Annotated in this window: 26 protein-coding genes and 2 pseudogenes; 17 read left to right on the top strand and 11 right to left on the bottom strand. The window is 68.9% G+C overall.

The genetic code is table 11. The features are described from left to right. Position 1: 1 nt before the first annotated feature. The 4 genes from BFN33_RS02965 to BFN33_RS02980 form a co-directional block, all read right to left on the bottom strand. Positions 2-1,540 (bottom strand): PucR family transcriptional regulator, encoded by a 1,539-nt coding sequence (locus BFN33_RS02965; RefSeq protein ID WP_069758235.1) that lies wholly within the window; start codon positions 1,538-1,540, stop codon positions 2-4. Between the two features lie 58 nt (positions 1,541-1,598). Beyond that, positions 1,599-2,078 (bottom strand): dirigent protein, encoded by a 480-nt coding sequence (locus BFN33_RS02970; protein ID WP_069758236.1) that lies wholly within the window; start codon positions 2,076-2,078, stop codon positions 1,599-1,601. Positions 2,079-2,080: 2 nt separating this feature from the next. Beyond that, complete coding sequence (locus BFN33_RS02975) at positions 2,081-3,556, bottom strand: aldehyde dehydrogenase (protein WP_069758237.1); 1,476 nt, start codon at positions 3,554-3,556, stop codon at positions 2,081-2,083. Between the two features lie 74 nt (positions 3,557-3,630). Next, entirely contained in the window at positions 3,631-5,160 is a 1,530-nt protein-coding gene (locus BFN33_RS02980; RefSeq protein WP_069758238.1) for an APC family permease, read from the bottom strand. A 199-nt stretch (positions 5,161-5,359) separates the two neighbouring features. On the opposite strand from BFN33_RS02980, the gene BFN33_RS02985 reads away from it, so the two are divergent. Together BFN33_RS02985 and BFN33_RS02990 are read left to right on the top strand one after the other, a co-directional pair. Further along, positions 5,360-6,109, top strand: coding sequence for a FadR/GntR family transcriptional regulator (locus tag BFN33_RS02985; RefSeq protein WP_256122611.1), 750 nt, complete (start codon positions 5,360-5,362; stop codon positions 6,107-6,109). A 45-nt stretch (positions 6,110-6,154) separates the two neighbouring features. Continuing rightward, positions 6,155-6,895 (top strand): cache domain-containing protein, encoded by a 741-nt coding sequence (locus BFN33_RS02990; RefSeq protein ID WP_069758240.1) that lies wholly within the window; start codon positions 6,155-6,157, stop codon positions 6,893-6,895. A gap of 49 nt (positions 6,896-6,944) precedes the next feature. Here BFN33_RS02990 and BFN33_RS53005 read toward each other — a convergent pair whose 3' ends face one another. Next, the gene (locus tag BFN33_RS53005) at positions 6,945-7,115 is read right to left on the bottom strand and encodes a hypothetical protein (protein WP_176742287.1); all 171 of its coding nucleotides are present in this window, start codon (positions 7,113-7,115) and stop codon (positions 6,945-6,947) included. A gap of 524 nt (positions 7,116-7,639) precedes the next feature. Beyond that, entirely contained in the window at positions 7,640-8,281 is a 642-nt protein-coding gene (locus BFN33_RS03000; RefSeq protein WP_079140548.1) for a DUF1269 domain-containing protein, read from the bottom strand. Between the two features lie 144 nt (positions 8,282-8,425). On the opposite strand from BFN33_RS03000, the gene BFN33_RS03005 reads away from it, so the two are divergent. Next, positions 8,426-9,010 (top strand): TetR/AcrR family transcriptional regulator, encoded by a 585-nt coding sequence (locus tag BFN33_RS03005; RefSeq protein WP_069758242.1) that lies wholly within the window; start codon positions 8,426-8,428, stop codon positions 9,008-9,010. Positions 9,011-9,137: 127 nt separating this feature from the next. Here the strand turns inward: BFN33_RS03005 and BFN33_RS03010 are convergent, their stop codons facing one another. After that, a complete protein-coding gene (locus tag BFN33_RS03010; protein ID WP_069758243.1) occupies positions 9,138-9,680 on the bottom strand; it encodes a hypothetical protein in 543 nt (180 codons plus the stop codon). Positions 9,681-10,521: 841 nt separating this feature from the next. Here BFN33_RS03010 and BFN33_RS03015 point away from each other — a divergent pair. From BFN33_RS03015 to BFN33_RS03025, 3 genes are all read left to right on the top strand, one after another. Beyond that, positions 10,522-10,902, top strand: a complete 381-nt coding sequence (locus tag BFN33_RS03015) for an SDR family NAD(P)-dependent oxidoreductase (protein WP_069758244.1) — start codon at positions 10,522-10,524, stop codon at positions 10,900-10,902. A gap of 186 nt (positions 10,903-11,088) precedes the next feature. Beyond that, positions 11,089-12,465, top strand: a complete 1,377-nt coding sequence (locus tag BFN33_RS03020) for an FAD-binding oxidoreductase (protein ID WP_069758245.1) — start codon at positions 11,089-11,091, stop codon at positions 12,463-12,465. A 154-nt stretch (positions 12,466-12,619) separates the two neighbouring features. Further along, the gene (locus tag BFN33_RS03025) at positions 12,620-13,375 is read left to right on the top strand and encodes an SDR family NAD(P)-dependent oxidoreductase (protein WP_256122612.1); all 756 of its coding nucleotides are present in this window, start codon (positions 12,620-12,622) and stop codon (positions 13,373-13,375) included. Positions 13,376-13,421: 46 nt separating this feature from the next. Here BFN33_RS03025 and BFN33_RS03030 read toward each other — a convergent pair whose 3' ends face one another. Beyond that, the gene (locus tag BFN33_RS03030; protein ID WP_256122613.1) at positions 13,422-14,192 is read right to left on the bottom strand and encodes an IclR family transcriptional regulator; all 771 of its coding nucleotides are present in this window, start codon (positions 14,190-14,192) and stop codon (positions 13,422-13,424) included. A gap of 164 nt (positions 14,193-14,356) precedes the next feature. Between BFN33_RS03030 and BFN33_RS03035 the strand changes: the two genes are divergently transcribed. The 6 genes and pseudogenes from BFN33_RS03035 (at position 14,357) to BFN33_RS03060 (ending at position 19,396) form a co-directional block, all read left to right on the top strand. After that, positions 14,357-15,058, top strand: a complete 702-nt coding sequence (locus BFN33_RS03035; protein ID WP_176742288.1) for a carboxymuconolactone decarboxylase family protein — start codon at positions 14,357-14,359, stop codon at positions 15,056-15,058. Continuing rightward, entirely contained in the window at positions 15,055-15,927 is an 873-nt protein-coding gene (locus BFN33_RS03040) for a fumarylacetoacetate hydrolase family protein (protein ID WP_069758248.1), read from the top strand. Before BFN33_RS03035 ends, BFN33_RS03040 begins: the two co-directional genes overlap by 4 nt. Next, complete coding sequence (locus BFN33_RS03045; RefSeq protein ID WP_069758249.1) at positions 15,924-16,787, top strand: fumarylacetoacetate hydrolase family protein; 864 nt, start codon at positions 15,924-15,926, stop codon at positions 16,785-16,787. Before BFN33_RS03040 ends, BFN33_RS03045 begins: the two co-directional genes overlap by 4 nt. Positions 16,788-16,890: 103 nt before the next feature. Beyond that, positions 16,891-17,667 (top strand): SDR family oxidoreductase, encoded by a 777-nt coding sequence (locus BFN33_RS03050; protein WP_069758250.1) that lies wholly within the window; start codon positions 16,891-16,893, stop codon positions 17,665-17,667. Positions 17,668-17,933: 266 nt separating this feature from the next. Further along, positions 17,934-18,149, top strand: a pseudogene (locus tag BFN33_RS54015) (CoA-transferase); the annotation flags it as partial. A 53-nt stretch (positions 18,150-18,202) separates the two neighbouring features. Continuing rightward, entirely contained in the window at positions 18,203-19,396 is a 1,194-nt protein-coding gene (locus tag BFN33_RS03060; protein WP_069758251.1) for a cytochrome P450, read from the top strand. Between the two features lie 207 nt (positions 19,397-19,603). Here the strand turns inward: BFN33_RS03060 and BFN33_RS03065 are convergent, their stop codons facing one another. The 3 genes from BFN33_RS03065 to BFN33_RS03075 all read right to left on the bottom strand — a co-directional run bounded on the left by BFN33_RS03065 (position 19,604) and on the right by BFN33_RS03075 (position 22,311). After that, the gene (locus BFN33_RS03065) at positions 19,604-20,356 is read right to left on the bottom strand and encodes a dienelactone hydrolase family protein (RefSeq protein WP_069758252.1); all 753 of its coding nucleotides are present in this window, start codon (positions 20,354-20,356) and stop codon (positions 19,604-19,606) included. A 201-nt stretch (positions 20,357-20,557) separates the two neighbouring features. Beyond that, positions 20,558-21,787, bottom strand: a complete 1,230-nt coding sequence (locus tag BFN33_RS03070) for an alpha-hydroxy acid oxidase (RefSeq protein WP_079140552.1) — start codon at positions 21,785-21,787, stop codon at positions 20,558-20,560. 101 nt (positions 21,788-21,888) lie between these two features. Continuing rightward, positions 21,889-22,311, bottom strand: a complete 423-nt coding sequence (locus tag BFN33_RS03075; RefSeq protein ID WP_069758253.1) for a heme-binding protein — start codon at positions 22,309-22,311, stop codon at positions 21,889-21,891. A 555-nt stretch (positions 22,312-22,866) separates the two neighbouring features. On the opposite strand from BFN33_RS03075, the pseudogene BFN33_RS03080 reads away from it, so the two are divergent. The 5 genes and pseudogenes from BFN33_RS03080 to BFN33_RS03100 all read left to right on the top strand — a co-directional run. Continuing rightward, positions 22,867-23,325: pseudogene (locus BFN33_RS03080) on the top strand (peroxidase family protein); the annotation flags it as partial. 458 nt (positions 23,326-23,783) lie between these two features. Further along, the gene (locus BFN33_RS03085; protein WP_069758255.1) at positions 23,784-23,978 is read left to right on the top strand and encodes a ferredoxin; all 195 of its coding nucleotides are present in this window, start codon (positions 23,784-23,786) and stop codon (positions 23,976-23,978) included. Beyond that, the gene (locus BFN33_RS03090; RefSeq protein WP_069758256.1) at positions 23,975-25,117 is read left to right on the top strand and encodes an NAD(P)/FAD-dependent oxidoreductase; all 1,143 of its coding nucleotides are present in this window, start codon (positions 23,975-23,977) and stop codon (positions 25,115-25,117) included. Before BFN33_RS03085 ends, BFN33_RS03090 begins: the two co-directional genes overlap by 4 nt. 10 nt (positions 25,118-25,127) lie before the next feature. After that, positions 25,128-26,318: a cytochrome P450 gene (locus tag BFN33_RS03095; RefSeq protein WP_069758257.1), complete on the top strand. Its 1,191-nt coding sequence runs from the start codon at positions 25,128-25,130 to the stop codon at positions 26,316-26,318. Positions 26,319-26,439: 121 nt separating this feature from the next. Beyond that, the gene (locus BFN33_RS03100; RefSeq protein WP_256122615.1) at positions 26,440-26,820 is read left to right on the top strand and encodes a hypothetical protein; all 381 of its coding nucleotides are present in this window, start codon (positions 26,440-26,442) and stop codon (positions 26,818-26,820) included. The last annotated feature ends 11 nt before the right edge of the window (positions 26,821-26,831 follow it).

Raw genomic sequence — 26,831 nt, forward strand, 5'->3', positions numbered from 1 at the left:
GTCAGCCTGTGGGGTTGCTGCCGCCGGGCTCCTGCCAGGCGGACGACGCCAGGAGGAGTTCGGCGCGCACGTGCGCCGAGTCGAGGTCTGCGCCGAGCAGGCTGCGCACCCGCTCGATACGGCTGCGCAGGGTGTGCCGGTGCACGCCGAGAGCCACCGAGGCGGCCTCCCACTGGCCGTTGTGCTCCAGGAAGGCGCGCAGCGAGTGGAGCAGGTCGGTGCCCTGTGCGGTGTCGTGCGCGGCGAGCGGAGCCAGCAGGGTCTCAGCCAGCGTCGCGAGGATCTTCCTGGTCTCAGGGGTGGCGGTGAGCATGCGGCCGGCCAGGGACTCGAACGGCACCACGGCCAGGCTGCCGCGCGCCTGGGCCACCGAAGCGGCGTTCAGGGCCTCGGCCAGGGCCACGGGCCCGTCGGACAGATCATGGACGGCACTCAGGCCGGCCCACAGGGGCGACCTCAGCCCCGCACGCGCGCCGTCCGTAACCGTTTGTGCCGTGGTCGCGTGACCGGCCGGCAACAGGACGGCCGTACCTCCGCCGTGCCCACGGCCGAACAGGGGCAGACCGCGCTCGGCCATCTCCTCCCCCACGAGCTGGAGGGACTGTCGTGGGCCGCTGCCGCGCAGGGCGAGGACACGGATGCCGTCACGGACGGGGAAGCCCGCCTCGGTCAGATGGTCCCGAGCCAGAGGTGCGGCGAGGGTGCCCTCCAGCAGCAACCGCAGGAACAGAGCGTTGACGCGGTTCTGCTCGTCACGCAGCGACAGGGGCTTCTCCGCCTCCAGTGCGACCAGCGATGCCGCGTGCCCGAGCAGAAGGTGGTCGACCGGCGTGAGAGCCCGCTCGGCCACCACGACCAGACGGCCGTGGACACGTGGTCCCACGCGGACCTGCTGTACGGCCGTCACACCGTCCTGACTGCTGCTCACCGCTGCCGTCGTCTGCTCCGCGATGCCGAGGCCGGCGAGCACGGCGGCCCCGGGTGCTGCGACGCCGGGCGGATGGGCCGCGCGCACCTTGCTCTCGTGGTCCAGGAAAACGACGGATGTGCGGGTGGAGACGGCCAGTTCCCGCACCACCGCCTGAGCCCCACCGCGCAGCGCGGCCCGGGTCATCCGGGGCTGGATGCGTGACGCCTGGACGACACCCTCGTACTGCTGCTGAGCCAGGCGTTCCATGACCACCTTGGTTACGGCCACGAACGGTGTGGGCAGTGGCACCTCCAGCAGCGGCAGCCCGGCCTCCTCGGCTCGGTCGATCAGAGCCTGGGGCACCTGCTCGTGGGACAGTCCGACCCCGAAGCCGACTGCGCCCACCCCGGCTTTCACCAGCCGGCCGACATAGTCCTCGCAGGCAGCCGCGTCCGACGTCAGCCGGAGGCCGGTGGTGAGCACCAGCTCACCACCGGTCAACCACGGCGCCGGGTCGGCGAGTTCGATGCTGTGCGCCCAGACCACGTCCCGGCCCAGGCCGCCACGGCCCGCCAGCACCCGCAGGCGCAGATCCTGGCGCCGCGTCAGCCACAGAAGCGGTACGCCCACCGCTCTCACCATCCATGACATTTAGAAATAGAGGTAAAGCGTCGCCGGAGTCGTCCGGTCAGGGCTGGACGGCGAACGCGAAGTCGTACGCGCTTCCCGTGGCGTCGCGGGCGTGCAGGTGCATCTGCCCGCGTGCCGTACGCCACTTCCCCGTTCCGCCGGTGATGGCGAGCGTGGAGTCGGCCTTGTCGTAGAACGGGCCCTGGACGACGATCGATCCGCCGCTCAGCGTCGTCGTCCAGCTGCACTCCCATGCCGTGCCGACCTTGGTCCGCACACAGGAGCCCTGGGACCCGCCGACCTGGTTCCCTGTCGTGTCGTAGACGGGGTTTCCGAAGGCCAGTGTGTCCCCGATGCTGTCACCGCGCGGTCCCAGGTCGACGACCGTGTCGGTGTCGGCGTGCTCGATCACGGTGAAGGTGAAGGCGCCTCCTTGCCGACCCGGGGACTGCGGGGCGGCCTGTGCCACGGAGAGCCCGATCGCCAGGACCACACAGACGGTGGCTGAGAGGAGAGCGACGAGACGGAACTTCGCCATGGTTACCAGCCGCCTTCGGCACGGCGGTCGTTGCGCACTTCGCTGTCTCCCAGGTCGAAGACGAGCAGCTTGGACTCGGTGAAGGTGTCGAGGAACCAGCCGGAGAGTTCGCGGCCGACGCCGCTCTTGCCGGTGCCGCCGAACGGAGCGAGCTGGTCCCAGTAGTTGCTGGTCTCGTTGACGTTGACGGTGCCGTGTTGCAGGGCCTCCCCCACGCGCCAGGCGGTGGCGAGGTCCCGTGTCCACAGGGACGCGATCAGGCCGAGGTCGCTGGAGTTGGCGATCTCCACGGCTTCCTGCACCGAGGAGACCTTGATGACGGGTGCGACCGGGCCGAAGGTCTCCTCACGGGCGATGCGCATCTCCGGCGTGACACCGGTGAGGATCGTGGCCGGGAAGAAGAGACCCTCCTCCTTGCCGAACTGCACGACATCCGCTCCCTTGCTCCGGGCGTCCTCGACGTGTTCCGCGATGCGCCGCAGGGTGACCTCGTTGCGTACGGGACCCATGTCGGTGTCCTCCAGGGCCGGGTCACCGACCCGGAGCCGGGCGGCGCGGGCGGTCAGCTTGGTGACGAACTCGTCGTGGACGTCCTCGTGGACCAGAAGCCGTTCCGCCGAGGTGCAGACCTGACCCGCGTAGTAGAAGCAGCCGTTGACCGCCGCCTCCACCGCGGCGTCGATGTCGGCGTCGGACAGGATAATGAAGGGGCCGTCGCCCCCGAGTTCGAGCAGGTGCGGGCGCAGGGCGGCGGCACGAGCGATGCGTTCACCGGTGGCGGTGGAACCGGTGAAGAACAGCCCGTCGACACCCGGGTGTTCGACGATGGCCGCCCCGACGTCGCCGAATCCGTGGACCACGTTGATCACGCCGTCCGGCAGCCCGGCCTCGGCGAAGATCTCCGCCACGAGGTTGCAGCTGACGGGTGCGTACTCCGAGGGCTTCCAGACGGCCGTGTTGCCGGCGGCGACGATGTGGGCCAGCGCGATCGAGGAGATGTCGGTGGGGAAGTTGTACGGGGTGATGACTCCGACGACGCCGAGCGGGCGGTAGTTCATGACCAGCCGCTTGTTGTTCGTCTGCTCCTGTGTGGAGGGGAACGACAGGCCCCGGTGCCGCAGGACCTCCTCACCGGCCTTCTGCCAGGCGGGGGCCGAGTATTCGATGACCTCCTCACGGGCCTCCGCGACCGTCTTGCCGATTTCACGCGTCAGCACCCGGGCGATGTCCTCGGCACGCTCGGCGAACAGCGCGTGGACCCGGCGCAGGATCTTGACCCGCTCGATGAGGGGCGTCGCGGCCCACTGCGGCTGCGCCCGGCGGGCCGCCTCCACGGCGCGCTCGGCGTCCTGTGCGTCACAGCGGGCCACCTGCGCGATGAGCTCACCGGACTGCGGGGAGTGCACCGGGAAGGTGCCCGCGCCGCCGTCCAGCCATGAACCGTCGATCAGGGCCTGTGTGGGCAGGGTTTGTGACATGTTGGTCTCCACCTTCGGATGTCACCGTCGCGTTGCGTGCGACGGACGGATGAGAAGCGGTGCGTAGACGCGCCTCAGACGGAGGCGGCCGGGGAGTGCGTCTCCCGCGGGGCCGGCGCGGCAAGTGCGTCTCCCGCTGGGGCGTCTCCCCGCTCGTGCGGTTTGGCGATGGCCATGTACACGGCACCCACGCCCACCACGACCGCGCCGCTGACCAGGACGATGTAGTTGTCGTACCAGGGCGTGCCGGGCGTGCGCGGCCAGCTCATGTTGACGATCCCGACGACGCCGTAGACCAGGGCACCGATCGTGACCGGAAGCCCCCACCGCTCCAGTCGGTACTCGCCGGACGGACGCCAGCCGCACAGCCGCGCGCGCAGGGATGCCAGGACGACCATCTGGAAGGCCAGGTAGATGCCGAGCGTGGAGAAGGAGATGATCTTCACCAGAGCATCGGCGGAGTACGCGGAACCCACGATGATCAGCCCGGGAAGGACGGCCGCGAGCAGCAGCGCGTACGGAGGCACCCGCAGCCGCTCGGAGAAGGCCGACAGCACGCGGCTGCCGACGATCATCTGATCACGGGCGAAGGAGTAGGTCAGCCGGCTGGCGGCGGCCTGCAGGCTCATCGCGCAGGAGATGAAGGACAGCAGGACGACGACCAGGACGGCGCGGGCACCGCCGCTGCCGAACGCGTCCGTCAGCACGGTGGTCACCGGGTCGGCATCCTTGCCCGATATCACCGCACCGAAGTCACTGACCGAGAGGATGAGGGCAAGGCACACCGCGGTGGCGGCGGCACCGCCGATGTAGATGGTGCGCCGCATCGAGATCGGGATGCGCCGCCCGGGGTTGGGCACCTCCTCGGCCACGTCACCGCACGCCTCGAAGCCGTAGTACTGGAAGACGCCGATGAGCGAGGCGGCCGCGAAGGCGTAGAGGTACGAGTGGCTGCCCTGAGACTGGAAGCTGTCGAACAGCACGCCCAGCCCGTGGTGGCGGTCGGCGATCAGCAGCCAGCCGCCCACCAGGACGGCACCGACGATCTCGGCCACGAATCCGAACACAGCGACGGCGGAGAGCACCTTCGTGCCGCCGAAGTTGATGACCGTCGCGAGCAGCAGAAGGCCCAGCGCGCAGAGAATCGTCGTGCTGGTGCTGGAGGCGAAGCCGAAGACCGCGGCCACGTACGGTCCGGCGCCGTAGGCGACCGCCGAGATGGTGGACAGCAGGGCGAGGAGGTAGATCCAGCCGGTCATCCACCCCCACTTGCGACCCCACAGCCTGCGGGCCCACGGGTACACCCCGCCGGCCACCGGGAACTGGGCGACGACCTCGCTGAAGACCAGGGCCACCAGCAGCTGGCCGACGCCCGCGATCACGAACGCCCAGATCATCGGCGGACCGCCGGCCATCAGGGAGGCCGCGAAGAGCGTGTAGACGCCGACGACCGGCGAGAGATAGGTGAAGCCCAGCGAGAAGTTGGCCCACAGGCTCATGTCCCGCTTGAACTCGGACTCGTAGCCGAGAGTGGCAAGTCGCTGGGCGTCGGCGTCTGCTTCCGCTTGAGCGGGGGATGGCGGGGAGTGCCTGGCGTCGTTCATCTACGGGCTCCTTGAGGGAAACACGCTGCGAGCGGGAGGGCGGCGGGACCGGGGCTGTGGGGAGGCCGACGAGGACCGGCAGGTGTCCAGCCGGTCGAGTGCGCGAAAACCTACTACATTGAAGTTCAAAGGACAACGGTTTGACTGGTAGCCTGGGGACGATCTCTCGCTACCGATCTGCGACGTCTGAGGAGGGGCCGTGGCGGCAGTGGACGGCCGCTCGCCGGTGTTGAGCGCCGCGTTCGCACCCCTGAGCGACTCCGGCCGGGCGGACATGGTGGTCCGCCGGATCGCTGAAGCGGTCACCATCGGGCTGATGACAGACGGGGAGCAGCTCCCCAGCGAAAGCGACCTCGCCTGTCAGCTCGGTGTCGCCAACGGCACGGTCCGCGAGGCCCTCGCCATCCTGCGTGAGCAGGGACTCATCGAGACGCGGCGCGGACGCAACGGCGGAAGCTTCATCCGCAGCCCGGAGGAGGGCCTGACCCGGATCCACCTGGCCCGCCTGAGGGAACTGGGCATCTCGGAGCTGCGCGATCTCGGCGACGAGCAGTTCGCCGTCTCGGGCACCGCAGCCCGCTTCGCGGCCGACCGCGCCCCCTCGGACCTCGCCAAGAGCCTGGACCGCCTGGTCACCGCCCTGCGCAAGGCCGAATCCCCCGCGGAGCGGCGCAAGGCCGACGCCCGCTTCCACATCGAGGTGGCCGTCGCCGCGCAGTCCGTCCGTCTGACGCGGCTGGAGGTCCGCTTGCAGGCGGAGCTCGGGCCGCTTCTGTGGCTGCCGGGGGGCGACGGGCCCGACGCGACGGCCTTCGCCGACCAGCATCACGAGATCCTGGTGGCGATCATGGCCGGAGACGCCGCGGAAGCGCGCCACCTGGCCGAGGCGCACACGGTTGTCGGCACTCGCCATCTGGTACGAACACACCTACGGTTGACCGATGCCTGACCCGGTGGCGCACCCCCGCGTCGCCCTCCTTGACGGAGCACACTGATGACCAGCACCCCAGCCACCGGCATCGTCCAGTGCAGTGAGTCCATCCGGGACGCGGTGGAACCCGTCTTCTCGGCGCTGGCCGTCCTGGAGACCGAAGCGTGCGAACGCCTGAGCGCGATCGGCCTGAAGGACAGGCGTCCCGGGACGAGTGACCTCACTGCCCTGCGGCCGACGATCCAGACCCTGCTGCGCGAGCAGGGCGAGCGGTTCAATGGCACGGGTGTCGTCATGGCGCCCGACTCGCTCGCCGACGCCCCCCTCCACCTCGAATGGTGGCAGCGGACCGAGGACCAGGGCGCCCGGCCCCTGCGGCTGAACCTGGATCCGCAGAGCGAGAGTTTCTACGACTACACCCTCAAGCCATGGTTCGTGGTTCCCCGCGACGAGGGCCACGGCACGGTCATGGGGCCCTACGTCGATCTGCACTGCGCCGGCCTCTACATCCTGACGTTCACGCGACCGTTGACGGTGCTCGGTGAGTTCGTCGGCGTCGTCGGGGCCGACGTCCCCGTGGCCGCCTTCGAGCAACTCGTCATCCCCTCGCTCAAGCACCTGGGGGGCGAGGCCGTGGTGATCACCAGGGAGGGCCGGGTGCTGGCCGCGAACACACCCACATGGGCCGTCGGGGAGATCGCTCGCGACCTTCTCCGTCATGACGCCGCAGTGGAGCGCGCAGCGGTGCCGGCCCCGGAGGTCGACTGGAGCGTTGTCCGCGTGGAGTCCTCGGCCGTCGGCTGAGTTGGTCTGTCCAGTGAACTGCAAAAGTGCAGTTCTGCCGGTCTACCGCTCAGAAATCGGCAATTCGGAAGCCGTGTTTGAGTTCGAGGCTCTCCTTGACCAGCTCACCCGCGACGTCCAAGGACTGACGCGTCCAGGCGTCGAACGCCAGCACCCACAGAGCGTAGGAGTGCACCCAGGTCTCGCCCAGGCTCATGATCGAGGTGACCGAACTCTCCACGCTCCGTGAGCTGGTGTCCGCTGGAATGGACGTCGTCCTGGTGCCGGCCCCGCAACCCGGTCACGTCTCCACCACGCGGAACCCCCCGCTCAGCGATGAGGGTGCCTTCCGGTCCTACGGTGCGGTGGCACGCCAGTACGGCACGAGCGGCCGCGCCGCTCGGCGCTTCCTGGACTTCGTGGCGAGCAGAGCCGTCCCCCATCCTCCGGCCGACTCGGAACGCTTTGCAGACCGACTCGCCCTCCAAGGTGGCCGAAGGTCGGCCTGCAGCGCCGTCGCGGGCGCCCATGCCCACTGAGAGCTGCTCCACTCCCCGAGCCGACGTTCCGCCCTCTTGATGTGCATCGCCTCTGACGCTCGGCAGGCCGGTCTCGGCCAGGATCCCGCCGGTCCTGGCCCGTCACGCATCAGCCGTCCCGCCCGAAGATGTTTCCGCAGGACATGATTCGAAGGGCAGGGAACTGAATGAACGCGGTGGGAGCGGGCCTGGCCGGCCCGCTCCCACCTTGCGGGGCAGGGGGGTGTTACCCCGCGTCTGTGGCGGCCGGGGCAAGGTTCGCCCCCGGCGTGCCGGCGCCGTCCTTGCTCTTCCGCTCGCCGGCCTTGCGTTCGCGCTCGGCGCGCTTGCCGTCGCGCTTGTCCTTGGCCTCCTGCTTCCTGATCTCGTCGGCCGCCTTCTCCATCGCCTTCAGTTCGGCGCGTACGTCGTCGGCGGGGCGGCGTTCCAGGGTCGCGCCGTAGTGCGCGGCCAGAAGGTCCAGAGCCTCCGTGTCGGCTTCCTCGACCCCGGCCAGGATGACGGTGCCGCCGGGCGGGACATGGGGCGTGAAGGCACCGACGGCCTCGGTCGCTTCGGTGGCCCGCTTGTAGTCGTGGCCTCCGCCTATCAGCGCACCGATGCCCCAGCCCATCATCAGGCCGAGGGGACCGCCGAGGATGCCGACGAGTGAACCGACCAGCGAGCCGACCGCGGTGCCGCGTCCGGACTCCGTGTCCATGCCCTCGGGGAAGTGGACGGTGCCGTCCTCGGTGCGCTCGATCAGAACGGCGCCGCGGACTTCGGTGGTGGCGGAGTTGAGGTGCTTCAGGTCGCTGAGCGCCTGATAGGCGGTGGCACGGTCGGCGAAGCGGAGGACGATGGCGTTCTCGTTCATGGTCACAGACATGAGCTCTCTCCTTGCGGCCTCACGGGGTGCTGGCGTGCGGGGCTCGCTGTCGCGGGTTCGCCGCCATCTATGAGACAGTATGTATCAGAGCCAGCCTGTGAGTCAAGTCGTCTCATAGACTGCTCGGAAGGAAGAGGTGCCCCGATGCCTCGTACGAACGACGACCCCCGAGCCCGCCGCAGCCGCGCCAGCGCCCTGGCCGCCGCTACCGAACTCCTCGCGGAAGGAGGACCGGGCAACATCACCCACGCCGCCGTCGCCGCACGGGCCAAAGTGGGGCGCGCCACCGTCTATCGGCACTGGCCCGACCTACAGGCTCTGCTCCTGGACACCTTGACCAGCGCAGCCCACCCCATGCTCGCCTTGGGCCACGGCCCGGTCCGCGACGAGCTGGTGACCTACCTGCAGCGGCAGGCCGACTGGCTCAACCGTCCGGTCTCCGCTTCCGTCATCGCTACCGTCATGGAACGCGCGGAGCGGGACCCGGCCGTACGAAGCCTGCGCGACGAAATGTTCGGCCGCGCCGGCGAACACCTCACCGACGCGCTCGCCGCCGCCGTCGCACGCGGTGAACTGCGCGCCGGCGTCGAAGAACACACCCGGGACCTGTCCTCCCGGATCCTCGGCCCGCTGCTCTTCCAGCGGCTCATGCTCGGCACGCAGCCGGACAGGGAAACGGTGGCCGACACTGTCGACGCCGCCCTGACGACGTGGCAGCCGCATGGATGACGGCAGCACGCAGTCCGACCGAGCGGTTGCAGCGGCAGGCGACCGGCAACTGATTGCCTCATCCCCCGGGCGCACCCGATGGAGGGCTGAAGTCGGCGCTCAACCAAGGGACATCCTGCCGCCGCACTCAGTGCCCAGTGATCACTTTGACCATCACCACGCCCGAGCCGATCGCCGCGTCCAGCAGCCCCGCCACGCACGAAGGCAGTACCCCTCCGCCCATCCCCCGCCCGCCCACGAAGCCCCAGACCGCCATCGAGGCGACGTCCACGCCGACTCCGATCCACAGCGCGGTGGACAGGTCGACGTCGCCGACCCAGGACAGGGCGATCATCAGGAGCGGGCCTGCGGCGCAGGTGAGCAGCGGACTGCTGACGGACAGCAGGTTCCGCATCTCGCGACGGTCGGCCAATCTCCGGTGAACGACGCGGTGAGCCTGCATGTCGGCCACCAACGTCGCCAGCCACAAGCCCACCGCGGTGCCCGTGACGTACAGCGCCGCCGTGCTGTGCCGGGTATGCGCGTTCTGCGCCAGCCCGACCACCACGGCGAGCATGGTGATCACCGAGTAGATCCGTTCCTTGAGCCGCTCACGCCGGAGTTCGAAGTTCTGGGCTGAAGGTTCCGAGGAGCCTGCGGCCGACAGTTGCTCAGCGTCGAGATCGGACATGGCGGAACCGTATCGGAAGGACGTTGCGGCGCGGATGTTGCTCAGGCCGTGGGATCGGGCGTATGAGAGAGCCCTGGTGGAGACACGTTCATTGAACGACGGCGATACTTGCGACCTCCTGCGAGGCAACGCCACAGAGCTCTTTCCGCGGCTGCGAGCCAACGACCCACACCAGTGATCGCCCCGCTGACACAGACGGATGACACACGAGTTGCCGACTCGCCGGAGCGCCCGGCGTGGCCGTTGACCCCCGCCGTGAAGAGTCCCGGCCCCTGACCGTAGCTCACCTGAGCAGCCCCAGCGGGAGAGCCTGGCAGGAGGTCCGGCTCCTCCGGGAGGCGCTGTCGACAGGTACCGGCACCGACTGCCCCGGGCTGCCCCGTACCTCGCTTCCAATCATCGGAAGATGCTGTTCCTCCCCGCGCCGGGGCCACGCAGCATTGCGCGTGCCCGGACCGGCCGGCCGCAGCCGATCTCCGCCGAGCGCCGCACGGACAGGGAGGACGCCATGCCCAGCGAAGTCACGACCGCCGGGACGACCCCGTGACCTCGTACCGTCCCCACCCGCTGCACGTACGTCTGCGGGACGGCGGCACGCGCCTGCGGATCGGGACCTAAATACCGCGCTCCGAGACACCTGAATCCCTGCCGGTGTTCGCGTGTTGGTGAGTTCCGGTGCGCTGAACCGGCCCCCGGGCCGGCGACCAGCCCGATGAGCCCGATGAGGCACTGCGGCCCTCGCCACCGGCGCCTGTACCGCACCTGGAACGCACACGCACGCAAAGGCGCACAGGCGACCGTCACGAGCCTCTCAGGCCCACCGGAACAAAGGAGTTGTGTCATGGCTAAACACCCGACGGACGGAGGAAGTGCCGGAATCGGCCAGGAGATCGCCCGAAAACTGGCGTCCGAAGGCGCCGACATCGCGGTTGCCGATATCAACCCGGCGGAAGAGGCCAAGACGCTCGTCGAAGCAACGGGGCAACGGTTCTTCAGCGCGACGGCCGACGTGTCCGACATAGCGCAGGTGAATGTCTTCGCCGGGGAGGTCCGGGACGCACTGGGTCCTGTCGACATCCTCGTGAACAACGCGGCCGTCGTGCCTTTCCCCGACTTCGCCAACGCGACATTCGAGCACTGGAAACGCACCTTCGCGATCAACGTCTCCTCCAAGGGCGCCGGCAACGGATTCACACACGTGCTGGCGGCTGGCCAGCCATGACGTCACGGTCAACGCCGTCGCACCCAGCCTGCTCCGGACAGTCACGACTCTCCGCCGCTGACGCCTGTCTCGCACCTGCTGTTGAACCATTGTCGTGACGCCGGACGAGGCATTCACCCGGTTCGACTGCCCTCGATCACCTCACCGGTGCCTGAGCGCCCGGCATCCCACATCGAAAGGAAGAATGTGACACTCGCGGGAAAACTGGAGCGGAAGCTGCTTTGGTCCGACGCCCAGGGCTATGAGCAAGCTCGCCGCGACGCCGTCTGGAACGGCCGTAAGCCTCCGCGACGTCCGGCCGGAATCGTGCTGGCCGAGGATGCCGCCGACGTCGCGGCCGCCGTACGACTGGCGCAGGAGCGGGGGCTCCGCGTCTCCGTCCGCGCCGGCGGGCACAGCACCTCCGCCGCGGGTGTTCGTGAGGGCGCGCTCCTCATCGACGTGTCCCGCCTTGCGAGCATCGACACCGAGGCCCGGGCCAGGACCGCGGTCGTCGGCCCCGGGGCCATCGGACGGGACCTCGATCTGACGCTGGATCCGCTGGGGTTGTTCTTCCCCCACGGACACTGTTCGACGGTGGCCGTGGGCGGCTTCCTGCTGGGTGGGGGCCTGGGGTGGAACTGGCGTGCGTACGGTCCCGGGTGTGGTCTGGTCCGGGCCGTCGACGTGGTCACGGCGGACGGTGAAATGGTCCGGGCCGACGAGTCGCAGAACAGCGATCTCTACTGGGCGGCCCGGGGCGCAGGCCCCGGGTTCTTCGGCGTCGTGACCGCCTTCCACCTGGAGATGCGGCCGAAGCCGGCCGTGATCAAGGCCGCCGCGCACAACTACCCGCTCGCGGCGCGTGGTGAACTCCTCGGTTGGCTGCACGAGATCCGTCACGAGATGGCGCCGACCGTGGACCAGGCTCTCTGTGTCACCCAGCACGTGACCCACTCGCCGGACGGGCCGACGATGCTGCTGGGCACGGTGGCCTTCGCCGACTCCGAGCGCGAGGCCGACGACGCGCTCGCGCTCTTCGCGAACGCCCCTCTGCGGGAGAAGGCGATCTGGGGCGATGACGGCACCACGGTCGGGAGCGTGCAGCACCTCACGGGCGTCGATGACCTGTATCCGGCCGGTCTCCGGTACGCGCACGACAACATCATGTCGAGCGCGGCGGCATCCGCCCTGGTGCCGGCCCTCGACGCAGCCCTCACTTCGCTCCCCACGCCCCGGTCACACATCAACTGGCAGAACCTTGCGGGGGTCCCCGAACTGCCGGACATGGCTTTCTCCCTGCTCGGCGACACCCTGATCGAGGTGGTCGCGGTGGGGGACGATCCGAGCCAGGACGCCCAGTTGCAGGCGTGGGTCACCGACCATGCCCGGCAGCTGGAACCGGTGGCCGTCGGAAGCCAGATCGGCGCGGACTCGATGGCGTCCCGCGGGCTGGGACCGGACGCCTACTTCTCCGCCGACGCTCTGTCCCGTCTGGGACCCCTGCGTGACCGGTGGGATCCGGACCGCCGTTTCGTGTCGTTCCTGTTGGGCGAGACACCGTCTGACTCGGGCGTCCGTTGATCGGCCCGCCGCACCGCCACGCCCCCGCACCCGCACCCGCACCCGCACCCGCTACGGATCCAGGCGTGCGGGACGTGACATCGCACCCCGGCAGGCTTATTGTCAGATTTGAAAGTGGCTTTCGTCAGTAGAAAGTGAAGCGAAGGAGTGTGCCATGGCTTGGTTGGGCATGGAGGGCAGCCGTGCGCTCGTCATAGGGGCCGGCGGCCTGGGAGCCGCCTGCGCCCGAGGGCTCGCGGACGCCGGGGCACAGCTGGCCGTCGTGGACGTGGACGAGGCGAAGCTCAAGGCTCTGCGGGACGATCCGGCGCTCGCGGACGTCGATGTGCACGTGATTCCGGCCGATGTCACGGCGTCGAAGGCCTGCGAGGAAGCCGTCCGGGCGGCGGCGGAGGCGCTCGGCGGGCTGGACGTGCTGGTGCACGCGGTGGGAACCAACGACCGCCGGGCGGTGGTCGACACACCGGACGAGACATGGGAACGGATCCTCACGCTGAACCTGTCGAGCGCCTTCTACGCCGGTCGGGCGGCGGGACGTCTGATGCGTCAGGCGGGGCACGGGAGCATGGTGTTCTTCTCCTCGGTCTCCTCCCGGCTCGCCCATCCGCACCATGCCCCCTACGCGGCGACCAAGGGCGGACTGGACCAGCTGGTGAAGGTGATGGCCCGGGAGTGGGCCGCCGATGGCGTGACCGTCAACGCGGTCGCCCCCAGCTACACGGAGACGGAACTGACTCGCGAGTACCTGGCCAGGCCCGGGATGCGCGAGGAGATGCTCGGTCTGGTGCCGGCCGGGCGTCTGGGCACACCGCAGGACGTGGTCGGCGCCGTGCTGTTCCTCGCCTCGGCGCGGGCGTCATTCATCACGGGGCAGGTGCTGTATGTGGACGGTGGCCGCACACTCGTCTGAGCCAGGAGTCGACCGGACAGGACGGCAGTGCAGGCTGCCGCATCCGTCAGCTTCCGCCGAGCAGCCGCGTGATCTCCTGACAGGTGTTCAGCAGACGTGGACGCAGTTCGTCGAGCAGGCGGGTGACGGGAAATCCCATCGCGGGTACGGCCACATTGGCCGCGGCCACCACCGCACCGGAGGAGTCACGCAGGGGCGCGGCCACCGAGCGCAATCCGTAGGCGAGTTCCTCGTCCTGCACCGCCCAGCCCCGCTCGCGAACATGCGCCAGCACCGGCCGCAGCTCTGCCAACGACCGGATCGCGTTGGGACCGGTCGCCCCCGTGAAGGACTCTTCGGTGAGGCGCTTGTCCAGCTCGGCTTCGTCCAGACCGCTCAACAGGACCTTTCCGATGGAGGTGTTGACCGCCGGCAGTCGCGACCCCACCTGGATGTTCGCGGTCACCAGGTCGTTGTTGCGCAGCCGGATCAGGTACAGCACCTGGTCGCCGGACAGGGTGCCCAGGTTGACCGTCTGTCCCGTCTCCGCTGCGAGCCGGCGCAGCGGTCCGTCGGCGAGTTCCACGACGTCCATGCCCCGCAGTGCCGCGAAGCCCAGCGTGAGGACTTTGGGGGCCGGACGATAGGCGCCGTCCGGAAGCTGCTCCAGGAACCCCTCGGTCACCAGGGTGGCGGCCATCCGGAAGGCGGTCGGCAACGGCACCCCTGCCTCGGCGGCCATGTCTGTCAGCTTCATCGACGACCGCTGTTCGGAGAACTGCCCCAGCAGCCGCAGCCCCTTGGCCAGCGCCTCGACCTGGTAACTGCGTTTGGACACAGCGGAGCCGTCGGCGGATGGGGAGCTGGTCGGCTTTTCACGCGGCACGAAAGGTCTCGCTTTCTGTCTGCTGGGCACGGTCGGCGCTACGAGGAGCACTGCCACTTTCATTGTATGGAAGTCGGCATCAGAGTCACCCGCCACGGGCGGCAAGGAGGACGGAAATGGGAGTGCGACTGGACGGGCTGCTGCCCGGTGAACTGGACGAGGAGCAGGCCGAGGTCTACCGGGCCATCACCGGGGGCGCCCGGGCCTCGGGCCCGCGGGCGTTCCCGCTGACCGACCAGGAGGGGCGGCTGCGCGGCCCCTTCAACGCCATGTTGTTGAGCCCGCCGGTGGGTCTCGCGGCGCAGGCCCTCGGCGCGGCCGTGCGCTACAGCTCCTCGCTGAGCGACCGCGTGCGGGAAATGGCGATCCTCGCGGTGGCCGCCCACTGGGGCAGCGCCTTCGAGCGAGAAGCTCACGAAGCCGTGGGCCGCACCAGCGCCGGCCTGGCCGAATCGGAGATGGCCGCACTGCGCTCCGGCCGGATGCCGGAACTCACCGAGCCGGCCGAGCGCGCTGCCCTGCGGGCGACGAGGGCACTGCTGCGACACGGCACAGTGAGCGACAACGAGTACGCCGACGCCGTGGCCGCGACCGGGGAGCGAGGCGTGTTCGAGCTGACGACGCTGGTCGGCTACTACTCGATGCTCGCCCTCCAGTTGCGGGTCTTTGTGGGCGAGGGAAGCACATCCGCATTCGATGCCTCCCGCTCTCAGCCCCTGGGCAACGGCTTGACAGCCCACAGTGCCCCTTCAATACTCAACTCAAGTTCACACAATGAATCGAGCTTTCACTCTTCGAAAGAGAGCAGGGAATCGTGAAGCTGATCACCTTCGACAACGGGCGAGTCGGCCGACTGGAACTCGAGGAACGGCTCGTGCTGCCCCTCGAAGTCCACAGCACCCGGGGGTACTTCGAGCGCGACGGCAAGGTCCTGGAGACGGGTGAGCGGTTGCCGCTGGACGACGTGACGCTGCGCGCGCCGATCGTGCCGAAGAAGTTCTTCCACACCTCGGGCAACTTCCGTGAGCACGAGACCGAGTCGAAGAACGTCGACTGGTCACACCCCATGCACAAGGGCATCGTGTTCTTCCAGAACGTCGACGCGATCGTCGGCCCCGACGAGCCGGTCATCTACCCGGAGCACCTGACGAGCGAGCTGGACTACGAGCTGGAGATCGCCGTAGTCATCGGCAAGCCCGGCAAGTTCTTCGGCGTCGACGACGCGCCCGACCACATCGCCGGCTACGTCGTCTTCAACGACATCACCGCCCGCGACATCCAGCGCCGCGAGATGGAGTCCGGCGTCTTCTCCTTCTGCAAGGCCATCGACACCTTCTGCCCCGTCGGCCCCTACATCGTCACAGCCGACGAGATCCCCGACCCGCAGAACCTCGACATGGAACTGCGGGTCAACGGCGTCGTCCGGCAGAAGTCCAACACCAGCCGCATGTCGGTCTCCATCCCGCACCTGGTCGCCTACCACTCCCCGCAGGGCTACAGCGCAGGCGACCTCATCACCACCGGAACCGTCCAGGGCGTGGCCGGCTTCAGCGGCGACCCCGACATGTACCTCAAGCCCGGCGACGTCGTCGAGGCCGAGGTCGAGCGGCTCGGCGTCCTGCGCACCCCCATCGTCAGCTGGCAGGAGGGGCACGGGACCCCCGTACCCGCGAAGGTGGACTGGTGAGGCTCGGCGTCCTGGACGGCCACACCGTCGTGGTCAGCGGCGACCGGGCCGCGAACGTCCGTTGGGCCTCGCAGGGCAGGCTGCCCAACGATCCCATGGCACTGCTGGAGGACTGGCCACGCCTGCGCGAATGGGCAGCCGGACTGCCCGAGGAGGCGTACGACATCCCGGTCGACCCCAGCGCGCTCGGCGCGCCGGTGCCCCGCCCCCGCCAGGTGTTCGCCGTCGCCCTCAACTACCCACCGCACGCCGCGGAAGCCGGCTTCACTCCGCCCGAGGAACCGCTCGTCTTCACCAAGTTCCCGGCCTGCGTCACCGGCCCGCACACCACCGTCGCCCTCCCCTGGGGCAAGGTCGACTGGGAAATCGAACTCGTAGCGGTGGTCGGCCGAGAGACGTACCGGGTCAGCGAGGACCACGCATGGGAGGCGGTGGCCGCCCTGGCCGTGGGTCAGGACCTCTCCGAACGTGTCACCCAACTCCAGGGGAAGCCGGCCCAGTTCAGCCTGGGAAAGTCCTTTCCCGGCTTCGGCCCCATCGGCCCTGTCCTGGTCACCCCCGACGAACTCGACGACCCCGACGACCTCGAGATCACCGGACTGCTGAACGGCGAGGCCGTCCAGCACGACCGCACCAAGTCCATGATCTTCCCGGTGCCGGAACTCATCGCCCGGCTCTCGGCCGTGCTGCCGCTCTTCCCCGGCGACCTCGTCTTCACCGGCACCCCCGCCGGCGTAGGCAACCGCATGAACCCGCCGCGCTACCTCACCGCCGACGACGAACTCGTCAGCCGCATCGAGGGCATCGGCGAGATCCGCCAACAGTTCACCGGCCCGGCCCGGCAGTCGTCCGGGAGCTGAGAGCCGCGACAGCGCGCCGACTGTTCTCTGTCACTCCCGCCCCCGGAACCGCGTCCGACCCTCGCAGACAAGGACCCGCATGTCCGACCACACCCCACCCCCCATGCCCATCCCCCGCCGTTTCGAGGGCCGCACCGTCCTGGTCACCGGCGCCGGCACCGGCTACGGCGCCGAGATCGCCGTACGCGCCGCCCAGGAGGGCGCCAACGTCGCCGTCCACTACCGCAGCTCTGCCGCCGGAGCAGACAAGACCGTCGCCCGCATCAAGGAGGTGGGCGGCGAGGCGTTCACCGTGCAGGCCGACATCGCCGTCCACTCCGACGTCATCCGCATGGCCGAGGAGGTCTTCATCCAGTTCGGCGGCCTCGACGTGCTGGTCAACAACGTCGGTGACGTGGCAAGTGATCAGATGTCCTGGCGGGACCTCACCGAGGAGTCCATCGACCACGTACTCGCCGTGGACATCAAGGGAACCATGCTCTGCACGCACGAGTTCGGCTCCCGGATGCTGGACCAAGGCCACGGATCGATCGTCAACATCGGCTCCACCGTCATCGTGCGCGGCAGCGCTCGGGCTCCGCAGTACGCCGCCGCGAAGTACGGCATCCTCGGCATCACCAAGTCCTACGCCCAGGCCTTCGCGCCCTTCGTACGGGTCAACACCTTCGCACCCGGCTTCATCGAGACGGAGACCCTCCTGAGCCGCGCGGACTGGAAGTCCGGCCGCCGCGAGGACATGATCGCCAAGACCCCGATGGGTCGCATCCCCGGGCCGGCCCAACTCGCGGGCACCGCCCTCTTCCTCGCCTCCGACGACGCCTCCCACATGACCGGCGTCTACCTCAACGCCGACGGCGGCTTCAACATGATCGGCGCCTGACACAGCCACGTCGAATTCCCGGTGACCGGAAGCAGCACCGCGCAGGCCTGCCACGTCACCGACCACGGGCGGTCGACTGTGCTGCCCAGGCTCCTGGCGGAAACGAAGCTCCCAGAAGGACTCCTTGTGGACAAAGTCAGCACAGCGCCGCGGAGGCGATCGCCGACATCCCGGACGGGGCGTCACTCGCCGTCGACGGCTTCGGCCTCAGCGGTGTTCCCACGGTGCTCATCAAGGCCCTCCACACCCACGGCGCCACCGGCCTGATGGACCACACCGCCAAGGACGGCAGCTCCAAGATCGTCATGGAGTGCGGCCTGCCCCTCACCGGCGAAGGCTGCGTACACCGGATCATCACCGACCTCGGCGTCCTCGACGTCACCCCGGACGGCCTCGTCCTGGTCGAAACGGCACCCGGCGTCACCTTCGAACACGTCGCGGCGCGGACCGGGTCACCTCTTGCAGGCAGGCGGCCTGAATGAGGCTGCACACACGAGCGGGTGCGGTTCACCGCGATGAATGATGGGAGTCAACCATGACAACGGCCGCTACTCCGGCGTCCGATGTGGACATCTTCGCCGACGATGTCCTGACCGATCCCTACCCCGCCTACGCGGCGTTGCGGGAAGCAGGCGCCGCGGTGTACCTGGAGCGCTACGACTGCTGGGCCCTGCCCCGGTACGAGGACGTACGGGCGGCGCTGCGCGACCATGAACGGTTCTCCTCCGTGGACAGTGTGGGCTATGAGCCGTCGCTGAACGAAGCCCGCCGGGGTGGTGTGCTGGCGACGGACCCGCCGGAACACGACGTGCTGCGTTCGGTGCTGTCGGAGAGCCTGGCCCCGCGCGCGTTGGCCGGCCTGAACGACGACATCGGTCGGCGCGCGACCGAACTGGTCGAGGCCGTGGTGGCCCGCGGTTCGTTCGACGTCGTGGGTGACCTGGCGCGCGTGTTCCCGCTGACGGTGGTGGCCGATCTCATCGGGATCCCCCTCCGCGCGCGGGACCAGGTTCTCGTATTCGCCGACGCGTTCTTCAACACCTTCGGCCCTCTCAACGAGCGGACGACGGCATCGGTCCAGGTATCCGAAACCCTGCTCGACGAGCTCATCTCGATGATGAACCGCGACACCCTCGCGCCAGGCGGCTGGGGCGAGGCGCTGTATCAGGCGGCCGACCGGGGCGTGATCGGGGAACACCAGGTGGGACGGCTGTTGCGCGCCTACCTGGTGGCGAGCATGGACACGACGATCAACGCGATCAGCAGCGCACTGTGGTTGTTCGCCGAGCACCCGTCCGCCTGGACGGCCCTGCGCGCCGACCGGACGTTGCTCCGTTCCGCTTTCGAGGAGGTCGTGCGTTTCGAGTCACCGGTGCAGACGTTCTTCCGCCGCACGACGCGGGCCGTCGAGATCGACGGTGTCACGATCCCGCCGGGGGCTCAGGTCGCGATGTTGTTCGGTTCGGCCAACCGGGATCCGCGCAAGTGGCCGGAGCCGGACACGTTCGACATCGCCAGAGCGCCGATGGACCACGTCGGGTTCGGCTCCGGCGTGCACGCCTGTGCCGGCCAGGGACTGGCACGGGTGGAGGGCAAGGCGATCCTGTCGGCGCTGCTGGATCACGTGGAGGTGATCCAACTGGCCGGGCCGCCACGGCGGCACCTCAACAACGTCATCCGGGGTCTGGAGAGCCTCCCGGTCACCGTGACGTCTGGAGCATCCAGGTAGCGGACATCGTGGCCGCCCGCGCGGCGCGCGGCCACGAGTTGTACGGGGCGTTGACCGCAGGACCGAGCCCCCTTCCGCGGATCCGCGGAAGGGGGCTCGGTCATCGCAGCGATCGTGGATGGTCGCCGAACACCCAGGAAATTCAACCGACTTCAGGACCGGGTGATCCCTGCCGACGACACCGACGAGGCGCGGGAACGAGTCCGCTCAGACGAGGGTGGTGGCCCGGATGAACGCGATGACCTGGGGCCAGGACAGGTCGGTGGCCGCCTTGTTGACCGGATCGCCTTGCTGTGCCCGGCCCGTGAAGCCGTGCCCGGCGCCGGGGTAGACATGCGTGATGCTCGGCCCGGTGGTCCGCGAGTTCAGAGCGGCCTGCAGTCGGCGGAAGCTCTCCACCGACACCACCTCGTCCGCTCCTGGATAGAGGATCATGGTGGGCGCGGCGATCCGGGTGGTGAACTCCGTGGCATCCAGCGTGTGGTTCGGAGCCGGGGTGTCCGGCACGGTGGGGTGATAGGCGACCACGTTCGCCAACCGGCTGTCCCGTCCGCCGAGCAGCAGGGCGAACCGGCCGCCCACGCACCAGCCCATCACACCGACCTGTCGGCAGCCGAGCTCGTCAAACATGTGGGCGAGCAGTTGGTCCATTTCGGTCAGACTGGACTCGTCAGCCAGCTCCGACACCCACTGCAACTGGGTCTCCAGCTGTGCCAGGTCATCGCTGCCGGGCCGACCGCGCCAGAGGTCCCAGGACAGCGCGGTGACTCCGGCGGCGGCCAGGCCGTCGGCGAACTCGCGCAACTGCGGAGAGATCCCGTTGACACTGGGCAACAGCAACATGCCGCCTGTGGAGCCTCCGAGGGGGCGGGACTGATACGCGTTCAACCCGGCCACAGTGACGTTCTCACCGGTGAACGGGACGCCGGCAGCGCTGGGGGTACTGATCTCCTCGGCCATACTCTCGCTACTCTCTACCGAACTTCATGGACAGTTGTCAGTAAGTAGGTCACCCTCAGGGCCCGAAGACAGCCGCGCTGTTACGGCGCAGGCAGCCGCGTTCGACCGGACGAGGGGCAAGCAGGCACAGCCCCTACGTGGTCGGCGCCGCGGGAGAGGTGCAGGGTCCCCGCCTGGCCCGCTCGCACCAGTGGCCCGTGGTCAGGGGAAGCGGATCGAGACATGCTCCGGGCGTAGTTCGGTGACGCTGTTGACCCCGAGCAGTGCCATGGTCTGGACGACCTCACGCGACAGGATCTCCACGGCCCGAGCGACTCCGCGCTGACCGCCGGCCATGAGGCCGTAGAGGAAGGCACGACCCACCAGCGCGGCGTCGGCGCCCAGCGCCAGGGCGGCCACGATGTCAGCACCGGTCGTCATACCCGAGTCGACCAGTATTTCGGCCCGCCCGTCCAGCCTCTCGCGCACCGCCGGGACCAGTTCGACCGGTACGGGGGCGCGGTCCAGCTGCCGCCCGCCGTGGCTGGAGAGCACGAGGCCGTCCGCGCCGGCGTCCACCACCCGTTGGGCATCGGACACCGACTGGATGCCTTTGACCACGAGGTTGCCCTGCCAGTGGCCTCGGAGCCATTCGAGGTCGGCGATCGTGATGGCGGGATCGAAGACGCGGTCGATCTGGTCGGCAACCGTGCCCTCGGAGGCAGCCACATTGGCGAAGGTGAGCGGTTCGGTGGTCAGCAGATCGAACCAGTAGCGCGGGTGAAGGGCTCCGTTGACGAAGGTGCGCAACGTGAGCTGCTGCGGCACGGTGAGCCCGTTGTGGACATCGCGCAGCCGAGTCCCGGCGACCGGGGTGTCCACGGTGAGTATCAACGTGTCGTACCCGGCCGCGGCCGCACGGTCGACCAGATCCTTGACGCGGCCCCGATCCCGCCACAGAAACAGCTGGAACCACTTCCGAGCCTGAGGGCCCGCCCTCGCTGTGTCCTCGATCGTCGTACTGCCCATCATGGAGAGCGCGTAGGGAATCCCGGCCTGCTCCGCGACGGCGACGACGGCTCTTTCCCCTCCGGTGTGCATCATGCGCGTCAGCCCGGTGGGCGCGAACGCGAACGGCTGGGTGGACGGCTTGCCGAGGATCATCGTCTCCGCGCTGACGTGGGAGACATCCCGGAGCGCTGACGGATGAAACTCGATGCGCCGGAACGTCTCACGAGCTCGACGCAGGGCGAGTTCACCCACGCCGGCCCCTCCGTCGGCGAAATCGAAGACCGCCCTGGGCGCCCGTCGTCGCGCGAGGGCGCGAAGGTCGGCGATGGAAGCCGCTCGCGCCAACTGCCGTTCTGCGCCGCCGAGTTGGACCGGAGCGGGGCGCAACAGCTCACGGAGCTCGGCTGGGCGCAGCAGCCGACGGTGCACCTTGGCGGTCAATGTGATTCATCCCTTCTGCCGGCACGCCGTGGGCATATCGCGTGCCATACCCTGCCCACGAGGGCGTCTCCGACCACCCTCTTCTTCAGCTGCGTCGTCGCTCAGGTCAGTAGGTCGGCGACGCTCTTCAGCCCCTTGCCGACGATGCGAGCGTCGACCTCTCCATGGGCCCCGCCCACCCCGATGCCGCCGATGACTTCGCCGTCGTCCGTGACGATCGGGTATCCCCCGGGCACCGGGTGCAGCTGCCTGTCCACCAGATGAGGCGGACACGCCTGCAGTACGGGCTCCGCGGCGAACTTGGCGAACTCGGCGGTCGATACGCCCATCACCGAGGCCGTGTAGGCCTTGAGGCGAGACGTCTCGACGGCGATCGGTCCAGCGCCGTCGTCAGCGAGTATGACCTTGGTGATACCGCTCCGGTTGGTCACAGAGACGCAGACTCGCTCGCCCTCGGCGCGTGCCGCTTCAAGGACCGCCTCCGCGGCCCGGCGCGCGATCTCGTAGCTCAACGGTTCCCTCATATCGTTCCCTTCCCTGCGTGTTACCGGACTCACGACCGGTTTCGTGCGCTCAAGAGTGGTGAGTTCGCGCGCCTCCCGGCGCCAATGACGACGGTGGCGTTGTCGTCGACTACCGGAGCCGGCGAGGACATCGGTGTGCCGCTCGGCCGGCCGCCATCGGGCCAATGGGATCAGGGCCAGAACGGCCGGAAGCCGCGTAGCCGAACAAGAACAGTTACTGCCGCACCGACCAAGACGTAGATGTGTCCTCGCTCACGGCGAGGTTCCGCCATCGTCACGCTCTCAGAGGACGACGTACCGAGGACTCGGTGCCGCCGGACGGGGGATCGCCAACCATCCGACTTCCGCTTCGTGAACAACGTAGCACCGCTATTCGCTTCACTGAACAGTTCTGACAAACTTTTGTCAGAAACGCTATGGTTGCCATCGGTGGTCCGCGGACGGTGGAGCAAGCGGCCCGTCGCTCATCAATCGTTCCCCGTGTGTTGTCCGACATCACGCCGCCGAAGCTGCACGAGTCAGTGCTCCATCGGCGAGCGACGAGGAGTGGGAGCGCCGGTCGCGGACGGCTTCCGCAACCACCTCGGCAAAGGCAACCGCCTGCCTGCCGAGTACCTGCTGCTCGACCGGGCCAACCTGCTCACCCTGAGCGCCCCCGAGATGACCGTCCTCGTCGGTGGTCTGCGTGTCCTCGGCGCCAACCAGGGCGGCACGGCGCACGGCGTCTTCACCGACCGTCCGGGCGTCCTGACCAACGACTTCTTCGTCAACCTGCTCGACATGAGCACGACGTGGAAGTCAGCATCCGAGGACCGGACGAGCTTCGAGGGCAGAGGCGCATCGGGTGCCGTCAAGTGGACCGGCACCCGTGCCGACCTGGCCTTCGGCTCCAACTCCGAGCTGCCCGCCCTCGCCGAGGTCTACGCGAGCGACGACGCCAGGGAGAAGTTCGTGAGGGACTTCGTCGACGCGTGGGAAAAGGTCATGAACCTCGACCGGTTCGACCTCGTCTGACCTCTCCGACCACGACGTCAGGGTCGGCCGGCACGTGCCGGCCCTGACGATTCGCATGTCCTGACGGCCACCCCTCTCGACGGCCGCGCCGTGCGGGCCCGCACGGCGACCCACCGGCTTCGGCTCCGTTCGGCGCCGTACCGTCTGCCATCTCTCCAGCCTCGACCCGCATCAGACCGCTCTGACAAACTTTTGTCGAAGGTATTAATCAAAGCGCCATCTCGGTGCTACGTTGCCGGTCAAGCAGGGGTGGGGCCGCCGGTACGGCCCGCCCGGCAGACCCGCACGGTCGGCTGTCATCCCCTGCGAACAGAGTGTCATCGGGCACACCACACCCACGCAGGTGCACGAGGCACAAATCCCCGGCCGGACCTCGTCAGCGGCACGCGCGTGCCCGCCGGGCCGGTTCCAGGCTTGCCGAGCTCCGACCGTACGCGTGACGCGTGAAAGGACATCAGATGACGCGCATCGTGGTCGACTTCGACCGCTGCGAGGGCCATGGGCTGTGCGAGCAGACCGCGCCCGAGGTGTTCCGGCTCGACGACGAGGGCGAGTTGCACCTGACCAGTGACGAGGTGGTCGCGGAACACGAGAGCGTCGTCGCGGCCGCCGTTCGGGTATGTCCCGTCGCGGCGTTGAAGGTCCAGCCGTGAGACAGATCGTCGTGGTCGGTGGGTCCATCGCCGCAGTCACGGCAGCACAGAGCCTGCGGACCGAGGGCTATGACGGCCAGGTGACCGTCGTAGCCGAGGAGCCTCATCCGCCCTACTCGCGCGTTCCCCTCTCGAAGGGCGTGTTGGCAGGCCGGGAATCCGTGGAGTCGGCCCTGCTGCCGCTCCCGAGCGAGGACATCGAGTTCCGCACCGGAGCACGGGCCGTACGGCTCGACACGCGCCGCCGTCTGGTGACAACGGCCGACGGCAGCGGCGTACCGTACGACGGGCTCGTGATCGCCACTGGCGCCCGGGCACGCCGCCTCACCGGCGACAGCGACCTCGTGGTGCGCACTCTGGACGACGCCTCGGCACTCGCCGCCCGGCTGGCCCGGGCCCGCAGTGTGATCATGCTGGGAGGCGGCTTCCTCGGCATGGAGGTCGCCGGCACCTGCCGCGCACTCGGCCTGGAGGTCACCGTCGTCGACATCCTCCCGCCGCTGCTCAGGCTGCTCGGGCCGTGGCTGGCCGATCTCGCCGTCGCGGCCGCCCGTGACCACGGCATACGGGTCCGGGTCGCGCCGGACGGGGTCGACGTACTCGATGACCACCGTGTGCGCTGCGGGAATTCGGTCCTGGAGGCCGACGTGATCGTCTGCGCGGCGGGCGACGTACCCAACACCGACTGGCTGCAGGACTCCGGACTCCATCTTGACCCCGTCGGCGGACTGGTCACCGACGCGCGCTGCCGCGTCGCCCCCGGCATCGTCGCCGCCGGAGACGTCGTATCGCGCGGGGGACGCCGAACTCCCCACTGGACCAACGCCGTCGAGCAAGGCCGTATGGCCGCGGCAAGTCTGCTGCACGGTGAGGCGGCGCACCCGTACCGGCCGGACCCCTACTTCTGGACCGAGCAGTCCGGACTCGACATCAAGATCAGCGGCGAACTCCCGCTCGCCGGAAGCCCCGAAGTCGTCGCCGGTTCGGTGGACGAGCGCAGCGTTCTGCTGCGATGGCGCCATGACAGCGGCACGGCCACCGCCGTAGCCGTCAATCACCGACTTCCCGTCGTCAAACTCAAGCGCCTCGGAGCGGGAGTACCTGCACCAGTACCTGCCCGGACGAAAGCCCATAGGTAAGGACGCGACCATGACTGTCCCGCACCTCGCCCCCTACGATCCGCTCGATCCAGCCCACCACGCCGATCCCGCGGCCCGGCTCGCCGAAGCCCGCGACCGCTGTCCGGTGTCCCAGCCACGCCCAGGCGTGCACTTCCTCGCCCGCCACGATGATGTACGGGACGTCCTCACCGACCCCGAGACGTACTCGTCCGTCGACAACTTCGCCCTGGAAGGCGCCGCCACGACCGCCGACCTGCCGGCGGCCACGATCACCCAGTTGGACCCGCCCGACCACACGGCACTGCGCGCCCGTCTCAGGCGCTGGTTCGCTCCGGCCGTGATCCGCAAGCAGGAACCGCGCGTCCGCGAGATAGTGACCGACGTCCTCGCCGCGTGGCAGCCCGGCCAGAAGGCCGAGCTCCACCACGACCTGGCCCGTCAGGTACCGACCCGGGTGGTGTACGCCTTCCTCGGTCTGCCGGAGGAGGACTGGGAGCGCCTGCACCAGTGGGCCGACGCGATCGACGACATCCTCCCGAAGATGCCGCTCGACATGCCGGAGTTCGTGGCACTCACCCGCTACCTCGGAGAGCAGTTCGCCGCCCGGGCCGCCGCGCCGGCCACCGGGGAGGGCGTCCTGGACGGTCTCGCGCACCCCGCTGACGGCGAGCCGCCGCTCACTCCGTTCGAGGCCGTCATCCACTCCTTCCAGCTGATCGTGGCTGCCACGGACACCACAGGCAGTCTGATCACCAACCTCCTCTACGAACTGCTCGCCGACCGCAGCCACTGGGAACGGCTGCTCACCGACCGCTCCCTCGTCCCGGCAGCGGTCGAGGAGTCGCTGCGCCACGACGCGCCCCTGCAGTACGTACTGCGCACCGTGAAACAGGAACGGGAAATCTCCGGCTGCCCCGTCGAACCCGGCGACCGCCTGGCCGTCAGCCTGCAGTCGGCCAACTGGGACGAACGCGCCTGGGGCGCCGACGCCGCGGACTACTCTCTCGACCGGCCGGCGGGACAGGCCACCACCATGGCCTTCGGCTACGGCATCCACACCTGCCTCGGCGCTCCACTGGCCCGGCTGCAGGCCCGCGTCGTTCTGGAACACCTGCTGGAACGCTTCCCCGAACTGCGGCTCGCCCCCGGTTACCATCGCGAGGCTCCTGAGGGCCTCCTGCTGACCCGCCGCCCGGCCCGACTCGACGTCGTGCTCTGAGATCCACCGCAGCGCCCCGACTCGGCTCCTGACGGGCTCCGCTGACGAACTTCTCCGAACAGCCCCGAAGGCTGTGACATCCACCTGCATTTCACTCTCCCTCAACGTCGAGGAGATGGACATGACTGAAACCACGCTGCGGCAGAACATGTCGGGCGAGATCTGCTGTGAGATCCAAGGTCCCCGAACGATCGCGGGCGAGGTCCACGCCACGATCCTCGACGTCGACGCCGAGTTCGTGATGCGCAGGACGGGTGCGCGGATCACGATCTCCGGTTGCTACGACAGCCCGGTCGAGGCCTGGTGGGGCGAGGTGAGCAACTCCAGCCATGAGCTCATGGGACGAGAAGTACTTTGCATGTTGGCCCAGTACGCCCGGCCCGACACCAATGGCCCCGTCGGCTGGGGACACGTCGGCGACCCTGAGAAGCGTGTCCGCAACACCGTCGCGCCCGCGTCCTACCAGGCCGATCACCGACTGCTCCGCCTTCGAGCGGCCTGAGCTGTCACCGG

The sequence above is a fragment of the Streptomyces sp. LUP47B genome, assembly GCF_001746295.1.
Classification (GTDB): domain Bacteria; phylum Actinomycetota; class Actinomycetes; order Streptomycetales; family Streptomycetaceae; genus Streptomyces.

Excerpts from the sequence above, each read along its gene's own strand:
- BFN33_RS03010 (WP_069758243.1), bottom strand. The coding sequence starts at position 9,680 with ATGTCCGATCTCGACGCTGAGCAACTGTCGGCCGCAGGCTCCTCGGAA.
- BFN33_RS02990 (WP_069758240.1), top strand. The coding sequence starts at position 6,155 with ATGACCAGCACCCCAGCCACCGGCATCGTCCAGTGCAGTGAGTCCATC.
- BFN33_RS02975 (WP_069758237.1), bottom strand. The coding sequence starts at position 3,556 with ATGTCACAAACCCTGCCCACACAGGCCCTGATCGACGGTTCATGGCTG.
- BFN33_RS03100 (WP_256122615.1), top strand. The coding sequence starts at position 26,440 with ATGACTGAAACCACGCTGCGGCAGAACATGTCGGGCGAGATCTGCTGT.
- BFN33_RS03025 (WP_256122612.1), top strand. The coding sequence starts at position 12,620 with ATGGCTTGGTTGGGCATGGAGGGCAGCCGTGCGCTCGTCATAGGGGCC.
- BFN33_RS03060 (WP_069758251.1), top strand. The coding sequence starts at position 18,203 with ATGACAACGGCCGCTACTCCGGCGTCCGATGTGGACATCTTCGCCGAC.
- BFN33_RS02970 (WP_069758236.1), bottom strand. The coding sequence starts at position 2,078 with ATGGCGAAGTTCCGTCTCGTCGCTCTCCTCTCAGCCACCGTCTGTGTG.
- BFN33_RS03015 (WP_069758244.1), top strand. The coding sequence starts at position 10,522 with ATGGCTAAACACCCGACGGACGGAGGAAGTGCCGGAATCGGCCAGGAG.
- BFN33_RS03095 (WP_069758257.1), top strand. The coding sequence starts at position 25,128 with ATGACTGTCCCGCACCTCGCCCCCTACGATCCGCTCGATCCAGCCCAC.
- BFN33_RS03000 (WP_079140548.1), bottom strand. The coding sequence starts at position 8,281 with ATGTCTGTGACCATGAACGAGAACGCCATCGTCCTCCGCTTCGCCGAC.
- BFN33_RS03075 (WP_069758253.1), bottom strand. The coding sequence starts at position 22,311 with ATGAGGGAACCGTTGAGCTACGAGATCGCGCGCCGGGCCGCGGAGGCG.
- BFN33_RS03065 (WP_069758252.1), bottom strand. The coding sequence starts at position 20,356 with ATGGCCGAGGAGATCAGTACCCCCAGCGCTGCCGGCGTCCCGTTCACC.
- BFN33_RS03035 (WP_176742288.1), top strand. The coding sequence starts at position 14,357 with ATGGGAGTGCGACTGGACGGGCTGCTGCCCGGTGAACTGGACGAGGAG.
- BFN33_RS03005 (WP_069758242.1), top strand. The coding sequence starts at position 8,426 with ATGCCTCGTACGAACGACGACCCCCGAGCCCGCCGCAGCCGCGCCAGC.
- BFN33_RS03085 (WP_069758255.1), top strand. The coding sequence starts at position 23,784 with ATGACGCGCATCGTGGTCGACTTCGACCGCTGCGAGGGCCATGGGCTG.
- BFN33_RS03050 (WP_069758250.1), top strand. The coding sequence starts at position 16,891 with ATGCCCATCCCCCGCCGTTTCGAGGGCCGCACCGTCCTGGTCACCGGC.
- BFN33_RS02980 (WP_069758238.1), bottom strand. The coding sequence starts at position 5,160 with ATGAACGACGCCAGGCACTCCCCGCCATCCCCCGCTCAAGCGGAAGCA.